Origin of the sequence: Bradyrhizobium sp. CIR48 (genome assembly GCF_014198315.1) — a bacterium.
Taxonomy (GTDB): Bacteria; Pseudomonadota; Alphaproteobacteria; order Rhizobiales; family Xanthobacteraceae; genus Bradyrhizobium.
On the sequence record NZ_JACIHG010000011.1, the window covers coordinates 1 to 15688 of the forward strand.

Annotated in this window: 16 protein-coding genes; all 16 read right to left on the reverse strand. The window is 62.8% G+C overall.

Going from position 1 to position 15688, the window contains the following annotated elements; all coding sequences use genetic code 11:
* On the reverse strand, window positions 1-362 hold a 362-nt coding region (locus GGD66_RS29635; RefSeq protein ID WP_409362385.1), incomplete at its 3' end, for an ABC transporter permease subunit.
* 13 nt (window positions 363-375) lie between these two features.
* Window positions 376-1089, reverse strand: a complete 714-nt coding sequence (locus GGD66_RS29640) for an ABC transporter ATP-binding protein (protein WP_084810310.1) — start codon at window positions 1087-1089, stop codon at window positions 376-378.
* A complete protein-coding gene (locus GGD66_RS29645; protein ID WP_183259818.1) occupies window positions 1086-1883 on the reverse strand; it encodes an ABC transporter ATP-binding protein in 798 nt (265 codons plus the stop codon). The genes GGD66_RS29640 and GGD66_RS29645 overlap by 4 nt, the downstream gene beginning before the upstream one ends.
* A 34-nt stretch (window positions 1884-1917) precedes the next feature.
* On the reverse strand, window positions 1918-2913 hold the full coding sequence (locus GGD66_RS29650) for a nitronate monooxygenase family protein (protein WP_183259821.1): 996 nt from the start codon (window positions 2911-2913) through the stop codon (window positions 1918-1920).
* A complete protein-coding gene (locus GGD66_RS29655; protein WP_183259823.1) occupies window positions 2910-4073 on the reverse strand; it encodes an acetyl-CoA C-acetyltransferase in 1164 nt (387 codons plus the stop codon). The genes GGD66_RS29650 and GGD66_RS29655 overlap by 4 nt, the downstream gene beginning before the upstream one ends.
* Window positions 4074-4086: 13 nt before the next feature.
* Window positions 4087-4863: an enoyl-CoA hydratase/isomerase family protein gene (locus GGD66_RS29660; protein WP_183259825.1), complete on the reverse strand. Its 777-nt coding sequence runs from the start codon at window positions 4861-4863 to the stop codon at window positions 4087-4089.
* The gene (locus GGD66_RS29665) at window positions 4860-5927 is read right to left on the reverse strand and encodes a phosphotransferase (RefSeq protein ID WP_210321707.1); all 1068 of its coding nucleotides are present in this window, start codon (window positions 5925-5927) and stop codon (window positions 4860-4862) included. Before GGD66_RS29665 ends, GGD66_RS29660 begins: the two co-directional genes overlap by 4 nt.
* Window positions 5924-7099, reverse strand: a complete 1176-nt coding sequence (locus tag GGD66_RS29670) for an acyl-CoA dehydrogenase family protein (protein ID WP_183259830.1) — start codon at window positions 7097-7099, stop codon at window positions 5924-5926. Before GGD66_RS29670 ends, GGD66_RS29665 begins: the two co-directional genes overlap by 4 nt.
* A complete protein-coding gene (locus GGD66_RS29675) occupies window positions 7096-7857 on the reverse strand; it encodes an SDR family NAD(P)-dependent oxidoreductase (RefSeq protein WP_183259832.1) in 762 nt (253 codons plus the stop codon). Before GGD66_RS29675 ends, GGD66_RS29670 begins: the two co-directional genes overlap by 4 nt.
* A 24-nt stretch (window positions 7858-7881) precedes the next feature.
* The gene (locus tag GGD66_RS29680; protein WP_183259834.1) at window positions 7882-9057 is read right to left on the reverse strand and encodes an acetyl-CoA C-acyltransferase; all 1176 of its coding nucleotides are present in this window, start codon (window positions 9055-9057) and stop codon (window positions 7882-7884) included.
* Window positions 9058-9082: 25 nt separating this feature from the next.
* On the reverse strand, window positions 9083-10234 hold the full coding sequence (locus GGD66_RS29685) for an acyl-CoA dehydrogenase family protein (RefSeq protein ID WP_312014207.1): 1152 nt from the start codon (window positions 10232-10234) through the stop codon (window positions 9083-9085).
* A 390-nt stretch (window positions 10235-10624) separates the two neighbouring features.
* Entirely contained in the window at window positions 10625-11299 is a 675-nt protein-coding gene (locus tag GGD66_RS29690) for a TetR/AcrR family transcriptional regulator (RefSeq protein WP_183259835.1), read from the reverse strand.
* Between the two features lie 686 nt (window positions 11300-11985).
* Window positions 11986-12480, reverse strand: a complete 495-nt coding sequence (locus tag GGD66_RS29695; protein ID WP_183259837.1) for a MaoC/PaaZ C-terminal domain-containing protein — start codon at window positions 12478-12480, stop codon at window positions 11986-11988.
* Between the two features lie 15 nt (window positions 12481-12495).
* On the reverse strand, window positions 12496-13623 hold the full coding sequence (locus GGD66_RS29700; protein WP_183259839.1) for a thiolase family protein: 1128 nt from the start codon (window positions 13621-13623) through the stop codon (window positions 12496-12498).
* Window positions 13620-15128: an AMP-binding protein gene (locus GGD66_RS29705; protein WP_183259841.1), complete on the reverse strand. Its 1509-nt coding sequence runs from the start codon at window positions 15126-15128 to the stop codon at window positions 13620-13622. The genes GGD66_RS29700 and GGD66_RS29705 overlap by 4 nt, the downstream gene beginning before the upstream one ends.
* Window positions 15125-15679, reverse strand: a complete 555-nt coding sequence (locus GGD66_RS29710; RefSeq protein WP_312014200.1) for a biotin transporter BioY — start codon at window positions 15677-15679, stop codon at window positions 15125-15127. The genes GGD66_RS29705 and GGD66_RS29710 overlap by 4 nt, the downstream gene beginning before the upstream one ends.
* Between the last annotated feature and the right edge of the window lie 9 nt (window positions 15680-15688).

The following is a 15688-nucleotide window of genomic DNA, read 5'->3' on the forward strand; positions in this document are numbered from 1 at the left end:
GGATACTGCTTGATGGTGAAGTCCCAGAGCAGGCCGGCCGAGGAGTTGATGATCGCGTACAGTGCGATGAAGCCGGCGACGTTGGTCAGCACCGGTGCCTTCGCGAGCGGCTTGAACAGGATGCGCTCGATCGCGATGCCGGCGACGAAGGAAAATGCCAGCGTGATCAGGAAGGCGGCCCAATAGGGTACGCCCCATTGCATCAACTGCCAGGAGATGAAGGTCGAGAACATCGCCATCTCGCCTTGCGCGAAGTTGAGATGGTCGATCGCCTGGTAGATCATGACCACGGCGAGCGCCATGCAGGCGTAGATCGCGCCGGTGGCGATGCCGGCCAGGACCTGGTTGGTGAACAGCTCCATTGTCCCGGCTCCCTCAGTAACCCAGATAGGATTTGCGGATTTCTTCGTTGTTCGCGATGTCCTTGGCGTTGCCCGACATCACGATGCGGCCGGTCTCGATCACATAGGCCTGGTCGGCGAGCTCGAGCGCGAGCTGGGCGTTCTGCTCGACCACCAGGATCGACACCTTGTCCTCGCGGTTGATCTTGCCGAGGATGCCGAACAGGTCGCGCACGACGAGCGGCGCAAGGCCGAAGGACGGCTCGTCCAGCAGCATCAGCCTCGGCCGCAGCATCAGCGCGCGGGCGACTGCGAGCATCTGCTGCTCGCCGCCCGAGAGCGTGCCCGCCTGCTGCGTGTGCCGCTGCTTCAGGACCGGGAAATGCGCGTACATGCGCTCGATGTCGGAGACGATGCCGGCGCTGTCCTTGCGGGTGATCGCCCCGAGCTGGAGGTTCTCCTCGACCGTCATGGTGGTGAAGGTGCCGCGGCCCTGCGGCACATGGGCGATGCCGAACCGCACGATGCTCTCGGTGGAGCGGTTGTTCAGCGGCTTGCCGTCGAACTCGATCGCGCCGGTGGAGCGCACCATGTTGCAGATCGCGCGCAGCGTGGTGGTCTTGCCGGCGCCGTTGGCGCCCAGCAGCGTCGTCAGCGAGCCCTCGTTGAGCGAGAAGGACAGGCCATGGAGCGCCTGGACCTGGCCGTAATAGGCGCGCAGGTCCTTGACGTTGAGCAATGTCGTCATTGGTCCTTGCTCCCGAGATAGGCCTTGATGACGTCGGGGTCCGCCTGCACCTGGGCCGGCGTGCCTTCCGCGAGCTTCTTGCCGAAATTGAGCGCGACGACGTGGTCGGCGATCGACATCACGAGGCCCATGTGATGCTCAACCAGCAGCACGGTCATGTGGCGGTCGTCGCGGATGCGGCGAATGAGGTCGCCGAGCACGTAGACTTCCTCGTGGTTGAGGCCGCCGGCTGGCTCGTCGAGCAGAAGGATCTTCGGATCGGCCGCGAGCGCACGCGCCAGCTCGACGCGCTTCTGCGTGCCGAACGGCAGGCCCGACACGACGGTGTGGGCGACGTCCTCGAGGTCGAGATAGGCGAGGATCTCGTGCACCTTCTTGTTCACGTCGGTCTCGCTGCGGCGGATCCAGGCGAGGCGCAGCGAGTCGCTGATGATGTCGCTGGAGGTGCGCGCATGCGTGCCGACGCGGACGTTGTCCATCACCGACAGGTTCGGAAACAGCGCCACGTTCTGGAAGGTGCGGCCGATGCCGATCTCGGCGATCCGGTGCGGCGGGCGCGTCAGGATGCTGGCGCCTTCCATCAGGATGTCGCCGGACGACGGCTGGTAGAGCCGCGAAAGGCAGTTGAACAGCGTGGTCTTGCCGGCGCCGTTGGGACCGATCAATCCGAGGATCTGGCCCTTGTGCATGTCGAAGGACACGCCGTTGAGCGCGACGATGCCGCCGAAAGCGACTGTCACCTCACGAATCGAGAGCAAAGCCCCTAGATCCCTCATCTGCCTCACTTGATACATCCACTCCCCACAGGCCGGCGGGCCGGCATTCTCTTCAAACCGGAAGGACTTCAGGCTTCAGCAATCCAGCGAGCCGCCCACGAATGGTGACCTTGGCATCGGCAACGATCCGCTCGACCAAGTCCTTGCACGTGGGTACGTCGTGAATGAGCCCTTGGACCTGGCCGGCCCAGATCAGCCCGGCATCGAGGTCCCCTGTCTCGAGCGCAACGCGTCCCCTCGCACCGGACACTAACGGTCGGACGTCATCGAAGGCGGCATCAGGTACGCTCGAAATCTCAACGACCTTATCGGACACGCTATTCCTGGCGACGCGACCCGTATTCCGGAACTTGCGAAAAATGAGGTTCGTTGCGCGCTCATCGTTCTGAACAAGAAACTGCTTCACTGTTTCGTGGATCGGAGCTTCGACGGTCGCGCAGAACCGCGTCCCCATATTGATTCCGTCGGCACCAAGCGCCAAAGCAGCCGCGAGACCACGACCATCGCCGAAGCCACCACTGGCCAGCATCGGAATCGTAATCTTGTCTGCGGCGGCAGGAACCAGCACGAGACCAGGTACGTCGTCTTCTCCGGGATGGCCGGCACACTCAAAGCCATCGATCGAGACGACGTCGACTCCCATTTTCTCGGCGGATAAGGCGTGTCGAACCGAAGTGCACTTGTGAATGACAATGATGCCGTGAGACTTGAACTGCTCGACGTGCTCTTGTGGCCGGGCCCCCGCCGTCTCGACCACCCTGATCCCGCTTTCGATGATGGCCTTACGATATTCGGCGTAAGGCGGAGGCGTCACCGAGGGCAGTATCGTAAGATTGACCCCGAAAGGCTTATCGGTCATCGATCGGCAGCGATCGATCTCCCGCCGCAGATCGTCCGGCGTCGGCTGGGTCAACGCCGTGAGAACGCCCAAGCCGCCAGCGTTGGAGACCGCGCTGGCGAGCTCGGCACGCCCCACCCACATCATGCCGCCTTGCATGACGGGATGCCTGATACCGACGAGCTCCGTGAAGCGAGTTTGGAAGGTCATCCCAAGGCCTCGACGATGGTTACGTTGGCGATGCCTCCGCCTTCGCACATGGTCTGAAGGCCGTATCGCTTGCCCCGAGCCCTCAGAGCGTGGACCAGAGTCGAAAGGAGCTTCGTGCCCGAAGCGCCAAGCGGATGACCGAGTGCGATCGCGCCGCCGTTGACGTTGAGCTTTGCAGGGTCGGCCTCGATCGCTTGAAGCCAAGCGAGCGGTACCGGCGCGAATGCCTCGTTCACTTCGTAGAGATCGACATCACCGATCTTCATTCCAGCTTTTGCGAGAGCGCGGCGCGTCGCATTGATCGGCTCCTCAAGCATAATGACGGGATCGCCGGCGGTTACTGTAAGACCGACGATTCGCGCGATCGGCTTCAGATTGTGTTCTTTGAGAGCCTTCTCACTCACGACCAGCGCCGCGGATGCACCATCGCAGATTTGGCTGGCGTTAGCGGCACTCACCACGCCACCGTCCTTCAAGAGCTTCACCGAGCCGATCGACTCCAGCGACGCGTCGAACCGAACTCCCTCGTCCACGGTATGCTCGCCGCTGTCGATCTTGAGCGGAACGATCTCGTTCTTGAACGCTCCGGATTTCGTGGCCTCTGCGGCACGCCGATGGCTTTCGAGCGCGAAGCGGTCCAAGGTCAGCCGATCAAACCCGTACTTCTGTGCAATCATTTCGGCGCCCTCGAACTGGCTGAAGGATTCCACACCGAACCGCTTCTGAATGCGGTCGCTGACAGGGCCGGTGCCAATACCTTCCTTTTGGTGCAACGAAACGTTCGAGAACATCGGCACGCGGGTCATGCTTTCCGCGCCGGCAGCTATGACGACGTCTTGCGTGCCCGACATCACCGCTTGTGCGGCAAACTGCACCGCCTGCTGGGAGCTTCCACATTGGCGGTCGATCGTCACGGCCGGAACGGATCCGGGGAGGTTGGAGGCGAGCACCGCATTCCGCGCGAAGGCGAACGCCTGCTCACCGGCCTGCGTCACGCAACCCAGGATCACGTCCTCGACAACGGCAGGATCAATCCCAGAGCGGTCCACGACTGCATTAAGGGTCTCTGCCGCCATATTGGCGGGATGCCAACCAGCAAGCTTGCCGTTGCGCCTACCACCCGCCGTCCGCACTGCTTCGACGATATATGCTTCTGCCATGGCCTGTTCCTTTTCATCCCTTTGAGTTTCGGTGGGCGACGAACGCCGCCACACGACGACGCGCTTCTTCGGAGTTGCCGAGCGCGGCGATGCTCCGCATCTCCCGGTCAAGCTGGGTCTCCAACGAGCTATCGTAGCTTTCGAGGAGGAGATGCCGAGCAGCCCCTAGCGCTGCCACGGGCTCGGCAACGAGTTTCGTCGCGATCTCGCGGCCAGCGGCAAGCAGTTGCTCACCATCAACGATGCGCGTGATAAGGCCAATTCGCTCGGCCTCATCGCTCTGCACGCGACGGTTTGACAGGATGATCTCCTGAGCCCGCCTGAGGCCAACCACCCGCGGCAGCAGCCAGCTCATTCCACCGTCCGGGCTCAGGCCCAGGGCTGTGTAAGCTGGCGCAAAATGAGCTGAGCGGGCTGCCAACGCGAAATCGCCGATCATTGCCAGACTCATGCCGGCTCCGGCGGCCGGGCCGTTCACGAGCGTGATCAGCGGCTTTTTCATCTGCATAAGGCGTATCACGGCCGCATGCAGCGTCTTCGCCAGATCCTCGAGGAAGGCCGAGACGTCGGCACCCGCTGCGGCAAAAGCGCTAACATCCCCGCCTCCGCAAAAGAGCTTGCCGCGCCCAGTCAGCACGACGCATCGAATATCATCATCGTCATTGCAGCGTTCGGCGGCCTGCAAGAGGGCGCGAGCCATGGCCGGATCGATTGTGTTGCCTTGGTCAGGGCGCGCCAGGGTCAGCGTCGCGATCTTGTCGGCGCAGGATAACTCGATTGGAGCAGTCATGGGAGGTTTTCCAGCGCACGGACAGCCAGAGTCGCCAGCTCCGGGAAGGTCTTGCCGCGTTCCATCGCCTGTACCGACGAAGCCGTACCGCGCAATGCTCGCCCGGCGATGCCATGCATGATCGCCGCAAGGCGGAAGAAGTTGAACGCGACGTAGAAGTGCCAGTCGTCAATTGCGTCGCGGCCGGTCGCTCGACAATACCTGTCGATGTAATCTGCTTCTCCCGGGATATTCAGCGCCGTCAGATCTGTACCCGCCAGACCGGCAACAATGTGTGGAGGCATGCGATACATCATCGCGTGGTAGGCGAAGTCAGCAAGTGGATGCCCGAGCGTCGAAAGCTCCCAATCGAGCACGGCAATGATTCGAGGCTCCCGGGGATGAAAGATGAGATTGTCGCAGCGAAAGTCCCCATGGACGATCGCAACCTCCTCACCCTGGGGAATTCGCGCCGGCAGCTCTTTGACGAGGCGGTCCATGTTCGCGTCGCGCCCGGCCTCCGGGTCTTCCTGATACTGGCGGGACCAGCGACTGATCTGCCGCGCGAAATAGCTGCCCGGCTTTCCATAGTCGCCCAACCCGATCGAAGTGGGATCGATGGAGTGCAGTTGCGCGATAACGTCGCACATGGCGTCGAAGTAGGAAGGACGCTGTTCACGGCTCACGTCCGGGAAGGTTGCATCCCAGAAAATGCGGCCTTCGATAAGCTGCATCACATAGAATTCGCTGCCGATAACTGACGTGTCGGCGCAATACCCATAAATGCGCGCGACGGGAAACCCAGCTTGCGATAGCGCGCGCTGCACGCGCGCCTCGCGATCGACGGCGTGTGCTCCAGATACCAATGGACCTGGCGGTTTCCGCCGAAGCACGTAGACCTCGTCTGCTGACTGAAGGCAGTAGGTCGGGTTTGACTGGCCTCCCTTGAATTTCGACACGTTGAGCGGCCCTCGAAAGCCCTCGACATTGGCCGTCATCCAGCGCGCCAAGGTATCTTTATCGAGACGATGGGCGTCAGAGGGCTCTGCCAATCCGGAGTTTGCAGCTTCGTCGAGAGCGCTCACGAGTTTGCCTTCTGCCAATCGCGCTTGATCTTCTTCGCGAGCGACCATTTGTGCACCTCGGTAGGACCGTCATAGATGCGGAACGCACGAATCTCGCGGAAGACCTGCTCGACGATGGTTTCGTTGGTGACACCCGTTCCGCCCATGACCTGGACGCAACGATCGGCGACCCGCATGAGCGCCTCGCTCACCGCGACTTTGGCCATGGAGCTCTCGTTTGTTCCGAGCGATCCGGTGTCCAGGACGCTCGCACACCAAGAGATCATCAACTCAGCTTGTTTGAGGTCGATGAGGTTGTCAGCAAGCATGAAGCCAACGCCCTCGTGATCGATGAGCGTCTTGCCGAAAGCCTGTCTACGGTTCGCGTACCTGGTCGCGATCTCGTTGGCACGAATGCAGGCGCCGAGCCAGCGCATGCAATGCGACAGCCGGGCCGGCGCAAGCCGGATCTGCGCGTACTTGAAGCCCTCACCCACGTGTCCGAGCATCTGGTCGGCTGGGATGCGCAGATTGCGGATGGTCACAACAGCGTGTCCGCCTGGCATCGAACTGTCGATCGTATTTGGCACATGATCGATAGTGATCGCTGGATCGGGCAGATGGACGAGGAACATGCAGGCGCCCTCCTCGGCCTTTGCCATCACGATGCCGACCTTGGCTCCGCGGGCCCCGGTGATGAAGGCCTTGCGTCCATTCACAACCCACTGGTTGCCATCAGGACGACAGGTCGTCATCATCATCGATGGGTCGGATCCCGCTCCGCCTTCTTCCGCCGGCTCGGTCATGAAGAAGGCCGACCGCGCGCGGCCCTCGACGAGCGGCTTTAGAAAGCGCTCCTTGATCTCAGGCGAGCCGATTTTACCAAGAAGGTACATATTGCCTTCGTCGGGAGCCGCCGTGTTGCATGCGAGCGGGCCGAGCGGCGATAGACCCGTCTTGACCAGGACGATTGCGGTTTCACCTTGCGAGAGGTGTGAACCGTCGGCCAGGATGTGCGGCGTCAATACCCCCGCAGCCCGCGCGAGTTCGCGCAGCTCCGTGACCAATTCATCCTTTGGACAGTCATGATGATCTCGCCGGAGGTCGCGCTCGAACGGGACCACGACATCCCGAACGAAACGCTCAACGCGATCCGCGATCTCTTGAGTACGCTCCGCGCCGACCCCGCTCATTTCGGTGCCATCCGGATCGCGCCGTCGAGTCGGATTGTTTCACCGTTGAGCATTGGATTCGCGACGATGGACTCGACCATCTGAGCGAATTCGGACGGCTGCCCGAGCCGGCTGGGAAATGGGACCTGCTTGCCCAGCGACTTCTGCGCCTCTTCCGGAAGCGACATCAGCAGTGGAGTAAGAAAGATGCCCGGTGCGATCGTCATTACGCGAATGCCGTAGCGCGCGAACTCGCGGGCGAGCGGCAGGGTCATGCCGACGATTCCGCCCTTCGATGCGGAATAGGCAGCTTGGCCGATTTGACCATCGAATGCGGCAACGCTCGCGGTGTTGATGATGACGCCCCGCTCCTCACTGGCAGTCTCGGCCGTGTGAAGGCGGGCGGCAAACTTCGACAGCACGTTGAAGCTGCCGATGAGATTGATGTTGATGGTCCTGGCGAAATCTCGCAGCGGCAGGGCCTTGCCGTCTCGACCGATCGCTTTACCGGGTGGGCCGAGGCCTGCGCAGTTGACCAGGATGCGCGCCTTGCCGGCAGCGCGCTCGGCTGACTCGAGCGCCTGCTCGACACCGTCCTCGTCAGTAACGTCCACCTTGACGAAGTGCCCGCCAATGGCCTTGGCGTGCGCCTCGCCCAGCTCGGCGTTGAGGTCCAGAATGGTGACCTTGGCGCCGGCAGCGGCCAGTCCCTCCGCTGTCGCGCCGCCAAGGCCTGACGCGCCGCCCGTCACAATCGCGGCTGTTCCTTTGATTTGCATGGTGCTTCCTTGCGTTTTCCGATTTCAGATTTCGATGGCCATCGCCGTCGCTTCGCCGCCGCCAATGCAGAGACTGGCGACGCCCCGTCTGAGGCCGCGCGCTTTGAGTGCAGCGAGCAAGGTAACGATGATCCGCGCACCGCTGGCGCCGATGGGGTGGCCGAGGGCGGTCGCACCGCCGTTGACGTTGAGCTTCTCGGCCGGAATATTGAGCTCCCGCGCTGCGATCATCGCCACCACGGCAAAGGCCTCATTGATCTCGTAAAGATCGACGTCCGAGGAAGACCACTGGGCCTTGGCGAGGACCTTCTGGATCGCAGGGACGGGAGCCGTCGTGAACAGAGCCGGCGCATGGGCGTGAGCAGCGTGCGCGCGGATCGTCGCGGCAACCGGCAGTCCCAATTTCTCGGCGATGCTGCGCCGGGTCATGACCAGGGCAGCAGCCCCATCGGAAATCGATGACGCGTTGGCCGGAGTAATGGTGCCGTCAGGAGCAAATGCCGGCTTGAGGAGAGGTATCTTCTCCGGCTTGGCCTTTCCGGGCTGCTCATCGGTATCAACCACCGATGCAGCCTTGGCTGCCGGCGGCAGACTCACTATCTCGTCAGCGAATGCTCCGCTTGACATGGCGGCCTTGGCCCGATCCAGGGACCGCAGCGCATATTCATCCTGAGCACTGCGACTGAATTGAAATTCGCGCGCGGCATCTTCCGCAAACGCGCCCATTGCCTTGCCGGGAGTGTACGCGTCCTCCAGGCCATCCATCATCATCGTGTCGACGATGCGGTCGTGCCCGATACGGGCGCCGCCGCGATGTTTGGGTAGCGCATACGGCGCGTTCGTCATGCTTTCCATGCCTCCCGCGACGACAACATCAGCGGAGCCCACCGCAATCGCATCGTGAGCCAGGATTGCGGCCTGCATGCCCGAGCCGCACATTTTGTTGACCGTTGTGGCCTGAGCGCTAAGCGACAACCCCGCCCCGATTGCGGCTTGGCGAGCGGGAGCCTGACCGAGAGCCGCCGGCAATACGCAGCCCATGATGACTTGACCGACGTTTTCCGTCGCGACGCCAGCCCGCTCGACCGCCGCTTTCACGGCCGCGGCTCCAAGCTCGGTCGCCTTGAAACGAGCGAGCGCCCCCTGAAACGAGCCGATGGGCGTTCTTGCGTAGCTCGCGATGACGACTGGATCTGACATGGAGGTTCCTCGGGGCACTTCGTTGCTAGTTGCGCGCTGCCGCGCCTCTCGCGAGGTCGCGGGCGATAACCATCCGCTGGATGTCCGATGTGCCTTCGTAGATCTGGCAGACGCGCACATCGCGATAGATCTTGGCGACGGCAAAATCTTCCAGATAGCCGTAGCCGCCGAATGTCTGCAGCGCGCCGGAAACGACGGCCTCGGCCGTTTCGGAAGCGACGAGCTTGGCCATGGACGCTTCCTTGAGGCATGGAATAGCGGCGTCCTTCATCGCGGCCGCATGCAGCACGAGCTGATGAGCGGCCTCCAGCCTTGCGGCGAGATCCGCAAGGCGAAACCCGACGGCTTGATGCGAGATGATCGGCGCTCCGAAACTCTTGCGCTCACCGGCGTACTTCACCGCTGCATCGAGAGCGGCGCGTGCCATCCCCACACATTGAGCCGCAATACCGATGCGGCCGGCCTCGAGGTTGGAGAGCGCGATGGAATAGCCGGCACCTTCCGGACCGAGCCGCATTCCCTCTTCGACGAAGACGTCATCGAACCGAAGGGCGCAAGTGTCCGATGCCGCCTGCCCCATCTTGTCTTCAATTCTCTCGACGCAGTACCCAGTGCGGTCGGTGCGGACCAGAAAGGCCGAGATGCCGCGCTTGCGCGCAGCGGGATCGGTTACGGCAAACACGATCGCGAGCCCGGCAGTCCGCCCCGACGAAATGAACTGCTTCGCTCCGTTTAGCTTGTATCCACCATCTGCGCGGATGGCACGCGTCCTCAACGCCGAGGCATCCGAGCCCGCCTCCGCCTCTGTTAGCGCGAACGCGCCGATCATTTGCCCGGCGACGAGCGAGGGCAGAAATTCCGCTTGCTGCTCCGGCGTACCGTCCTTCAACAGACCAGATACGACCAGACTGTTTTGGATGCTCAGAATCGTAGAGAGAGCGCCGTCCGCCGCGGCGATTTCAATGAGCGAAAGTGCATAGGATACGTAGTCCGCGCCGGATCCGCCGACTGCTTCGGGAGCCGTCATCCCCATCAGCCCAAGACTCGCAAGCTCTTGAAAGAGCTGCGACGGATACGCCTTGGCTTCTTCGTATTCGCGCGCGTGAGGAGCAATTCGCTCCTGAGCAAACTTGCGCACCTCGTCGCGGATAGCGAGTTGCGTTTCATTCAGAATCACAACGCGCCCGCCGTTTGACATTCGACAGAAGCGATAACAGGGCGGACCCGAGCGATCGCGCTCAGGACAGGTCGGAAAGGCAATAAAGCAATTGTTTTCATTGACCTTTATGCCGATTTGATCGGCTCCTCCCATGTCGAACTGCTGCACTTCTGCAGTGGTTTTTAAAAGTGACATTGACGTCATATTACTGATTGGAAGCCTCGTCAACCGGGCTTCGCTGGAGTGTGCCAAACCAATCCGCGGGCTTCTTTGATGACGAGCGCTCGACCGCAATTCGCGGTTACGACTCTTATGACCAAGTGGGATGCTTGTTTGCCGCAGCACGCGGTCGTATCGGTGGCGGACCGCGTCTCCTGAATAGGGCTATAGGGCTAAGACGCCGTGACGTTAGTTCGGAGCGACGGGATCTTCTTTGACCGCGCCAAATACGCCTCGGTACCAGACCTTCGCGCAATGCGACCCAATGTGCTCAATTTCCGCGTCGCTCGGATCTCCCGAGGCGAGATCAAATTTCATATAAGCAACCTGCTCCATCGTGGCGCCGAGCACTTCAGCAGCCATTTCGGGATCCAGTTCACGGCTCAGTTCGCCCAGTCCCTGAAGCCGAGTCAGCCAAGTCGTCGTGCGTCTTACGAAGCGGCTGCGCTCCTTGACATAGAGAGATAGAAATGTGGCTTTCTCACCGCGCGCTGCTGCTTCGCGCATGACGCGCAATAGCTTGCGGTGTCGGGCATAGATCTTGAGGTACGCGATAGTATTCTCAATGAACTCTGCTTCGCTTGCCTTCAGTGAGCGACCAATCCTTCGCTTACTCGCGACGTAGATCTCGTCGACCAAAGGCTGCAATACCGCCAGCAGAATCTCGTCCTTGTTCCGAAAGTGGCGGTAAAAGTTGCCGTAGGATGTTCGAGCGATCTTGACGATGTCCTCGACCCGAGTGGCCTCATATCCTTTGCGCGCGAATACACGCGCCGAGGCGTTGAGGAGGCGCTGACGCATTGCCGCCCCCTTTGCCGTGGCAGGGGCTAGGGGCTCCAAAACAGAATCATCGGTCTCCAACATGTGCCATCCGTAGCATCATGGTCCCTTGACCACCAGCTTGCGATCAGTAACGTGACATCAATATCAATTCCCGTTCAAGCTCGAAGTTCAAGCAAATCAAAGAATGGAGAGGCCAAAACAGGGGCGGCCTGTCCTTACCGGCGCATTGCAGTGAAGCCCCGTCGCGGGTGGGACCGAGATCGGGCGATCAGCTCGATAATCACAAACCTCGCCAGCCATTCAGTTCGAAATCCAACTCCGCACCTTCCTCGGAAAGAGAGCGTCCAATGAGGATTTGTGTATCTGGAGACCCAAGCGCTTCGACCGCCCAATCTTCATCATGACGGCTACCCGGCGAGGTCGTGAGTTAAGCCTAGCTAGAGGATCGTTCACCACGCGTTGCAAAGTGGCTTTTCGACGGCGGGCTTGCAGCCTAGCGATGTGGTGGGCGTACTCTCCGACAACGGCCCTTGGATGTTCGATTCTACTGGGCGGCTCAGCGGTCGGGTGTGTACCTGATCCTGCGGCGACGCCGCCGACGATGATTTCGCGGCCCGGCCTCTTCAGTGCGGTCTTCAGCTCGGGCACGGCGCACTGTGGGTCAACGGGGGCGCGCAAGCGCGCGCCCGATGACGGGCTCAGCAAGGCAATTCATCCCGTCCTGTGCCAGGCTAGCATCTGCTCGAAGCCCAGGCCGAGATCGCGGTTCAGTCGAAAAAGACGTCCGTGCGCCGTGACGTCAGCGCGCGTTGTCCCGAGTTCAGTTCGAGGTCGCACGCTGCGTCCACCTGCACAAAGTGCGATCGCTGCTCCACGAGGGTCAATCGCGCCCGCAGCCGAAACATATCGCCCGGACGCACCGGGAAACGAAACCGAACTGAGCGGAGAGCAGCCGCTCGGCTTTGCGTGGCACCGATGACCACATAGGCCTCCTGCAGAAAAGCAGGAACGAGCGCCAGGAGCAATTGGCCCGGCACGATCGTCGCTCCGTCCAGTTCGCGCCTGGCCCGCTCCACATCGGTGTGAACCCAGTTTCGATCACCCGTCAGCGCGACGAACTGGTCGACCTCATCCTGCGTTACCGATCGCCAGCGGCCGGGAGCGAGTTCGGTCCCCACGAAGGCTGCAAGATCAATCGCCCGCTCGACGCGAAGCGCCTCCGCCTGTGGCAGCGGTTCGGAACCTGGCGGCATTTCAATCATCGCGGCATCCCTTCTTCAGACCATCACAAGCAGTGCGCTGCCGAGCCCGCCCGCTGCCGCGATCGCCGCCAGCCCTATCGCACCGGATGATTCCGACTGCATTTCGTGCCAAAGGCGCACGGCCAGAATCGCGCCCGATGCACCGATCGGGTGTCCTCTCGCGAGTCCGCCGCCGCCACGATTGAGCGAAGACTCCGGCACCCCAATGCCGTCGACGCAAGCAATCGCCTGGGCAGCAAAGGCCTCCATGACCTCGGCCACCGCAATCCGCGCCGGCGCGACCCGCTCCGCCGCAAGGAGGCTCTCAGCCGCCGCAATCGGTGCTGTGCCGGGCATCGCGGGGTCGCCGCCGCGACGGGTCGCCGACACGATCCGCAAAGGCCGCCTCGCGTTGAGCCGCCGGGCCATTGCCTCGGACACGACGAGCAGGGCTGCTGCAGCATCGGCTTCGACCGCCACCGTCGCACGCGTCACGCCGAACGCAGCGTCGCCCGCGAGCGGCGCAAGGCGTGCACAGGTGGTCCCCGCCAGGGCGCGGGGAAAGGCATCGTGCGACAGGTCGGCGAGCGGCACGATCTCCGCCGCGCCGGGCGGATTTTGCAGCGCCTTGCGATGGCTTCCGATCGCATATTCATCCTGTCGTGCGCGCGAAATGCCGAACCTTTCGGCCAGCGTCGCGGCAGCGGCAATCATGTCAGGGTCCCGCTCCGGCCATGGCGCGAACGGAGGACGATCGTAGGACTGCGGCGCCTCGTCGGCATGGCGCGGCCGCCGCGCGCGCAACGGCGCACGGCTGAAGCTCTCAACACCACCGGCTATGACGGCGTCTGCTCGTCCGCTCCCGATACGCTCGGCGGCAAACATGATCGCGTCAAGGCCGCCGCAGCATTGGCTATCGATGGTCAGGGCCGGGACGTGATCCGGAAGACCTGCCCGCAGCGCGGCGAGCCGTGCCGGGTTTCCGCCGCCGTACAATGCGTTGCCGAAGATGACGTCGTCGATCGCCTCCGGCGCGATGCCGGTGTCGGCCAGCACGGCCCGAATGGGCGCCGCTCCGAGTTCATCGACCTCCACTGCCTTAAACGCGCCGCCCCGAGGGGCGACCGCCGTCCGGCGTGCAGCGACGAGATATGCGGCGCTCATCGCAGCACCTCGCAGTCGCCGGCTTCCCAGAGCCGGCGCAGCGCATGGAAATCGGTCTTGCCGGACGAGGTCAGCGGCCAGTGCGATGGCACGGCAAAACGGCGCGGGATCTTGTAGAGCGGCAGGCTCAGGCGGGCATGGCTGATCAGATCGGAAGACGCTATGCGCCCTTTCGGACCCAGCCTCAGCAAAGCCACCAGCCGCTCGCCCCGACGTTCGTCGACGGCGCCAAGAACCCCAGCCGCGGCCACGGCGGGATGGCCCTCGAGCACACGCTCGATCTCCTCCGGATGCACATTCTTGCCAGCTGTGATGATCATGCGGCTGGCACGGCCGGCGAGCCGCAGGAAGCCGCGCGCGTCGAGCATGCCGATGTCGCCGACCGACACCGCGTCGCCGTATCGTGGCAGCACTGTTTCGCTTCCGCAGGCATACTCCATGAAGAGGAACGGACTTGCCACGAACACTAGACCGGTCTCTCCGGGCGGAAGGCAGCGCCCGAGTTGATCGCGGATGGTGAGACTGACGGCTGCGAACGAACGCCCGACGGAGTCCGACGGGACGTCCTCGTCGTCCTTCGCCACGGTAACGAAGCTCAGTTCAGACGCGCCGTAGAACTCGGAAAAGCGCGCCGCGGGAAATTGCAGCCGCAGTTCGGCCAACGCGCGACCTTGCCATTTGGCACCTGACGACAACATCCACCGCACCTTTGGGAACGGCGGCAGGCCATCGCGCGTGGCGGCCTCGATCATCATTTCGAGCTGGGTCGGCACGCCGTAAATCACGCTGACCTGATGGACCGCGATCAGGCGGTTGACGAGATTCGGCCGGAACTGGCGGCACAGAATGACGGTTGCCCCGACATAGAGCCCATGCGCAAGGCCGTAGAGGAATAGGGAATGCGTCAGCGCCCCCGGTGCGAGGACGATGTCGCCGGCGCCGATATCGAACTCGCGGTCCCCGGCCCGAAAGCTCTCGATCCACGATTGATGGTGGCGGCGATATCCTTTCGGCATTCCGGTCGATCCCGAGGTGAAGCCGATATAGAACGGAGTCAGCGGATCGGGCTCGGCCATCGCTGCGGTCGACGGGCCGGCGCCAATGGCGTCCGCGACGGACTCGAACGAGCCGTGAGGATCGACAACCGCCAGCACCTCGGTGTCCCCGGCCAATGTTGCATCGCCACTCACGACGATCCCCGGCACCAGCGCCGTGATCGCAAGCCGCGCCGTCTCTGTCGGCCAGGAGGGATCGAGAATTTGAGCTTCCCTACCTGCGCGGCAGGCAGCGAGAAACAGCAGCACGAGCGCCGGCCCGTTCGGCAGGTGCAAGGCGACGCCGCGGCCGGCCGGCACCACCTTCGCCAGATGTCCGGCTAGACGATTGACGGCCTGATTGAGATCTTTCCAACTCACTGCATGATTGTCGCAAATGACGGCCGGCCGGTCCGGCGTTTCGCACGCATGGCGCGACAGCGTTGCAGTGATGGTGGCGGCCGTGGTCATGAACGGCTGACGATTGCGGCCGGATAGCTCCGATGCGACGCCCCCGCGACAAACGCGGTGGCCAGCGCCTTCAAGAGATCGCCCGGCACGAACACCGCGATTGCAGTCAAGGCCTGCGGCAAGCTCATCCTTGCCATCGCCATCAGGCCGAGAATGCCGCAGACATACCCCACCACGATGCCGCCCGTGATCGCGGCAACGAGCGCCGCCGCGAATACCGGCAAGGTCCTCAGCCGCGCCATCACAAGACCCGACACGAAGGCGGCGGGAACCCAGCCCAGCAGGAAGCCAACCGACGGTCCGAAAAGCACGCCGAGACCGCCGCGTCCACCCGACAGCAGCGGCGCTCCGAGCAGCACCACGAACAGGAACAGCAACACCGCAAGCGCACCATGGCGGGGGCCGAGGACGATCCCGGCCAGCATGACGCCGAGCGTCTGGGCCGTGATCGGCACACCCATGGCGATCGGCAAGACGATGCCGGGCACCATGCCGAGCGCTGCGATGATGGCGGCAAGCAGGGCGATACGAACGAAAGCGCGGGACGCCACGAGATCTTC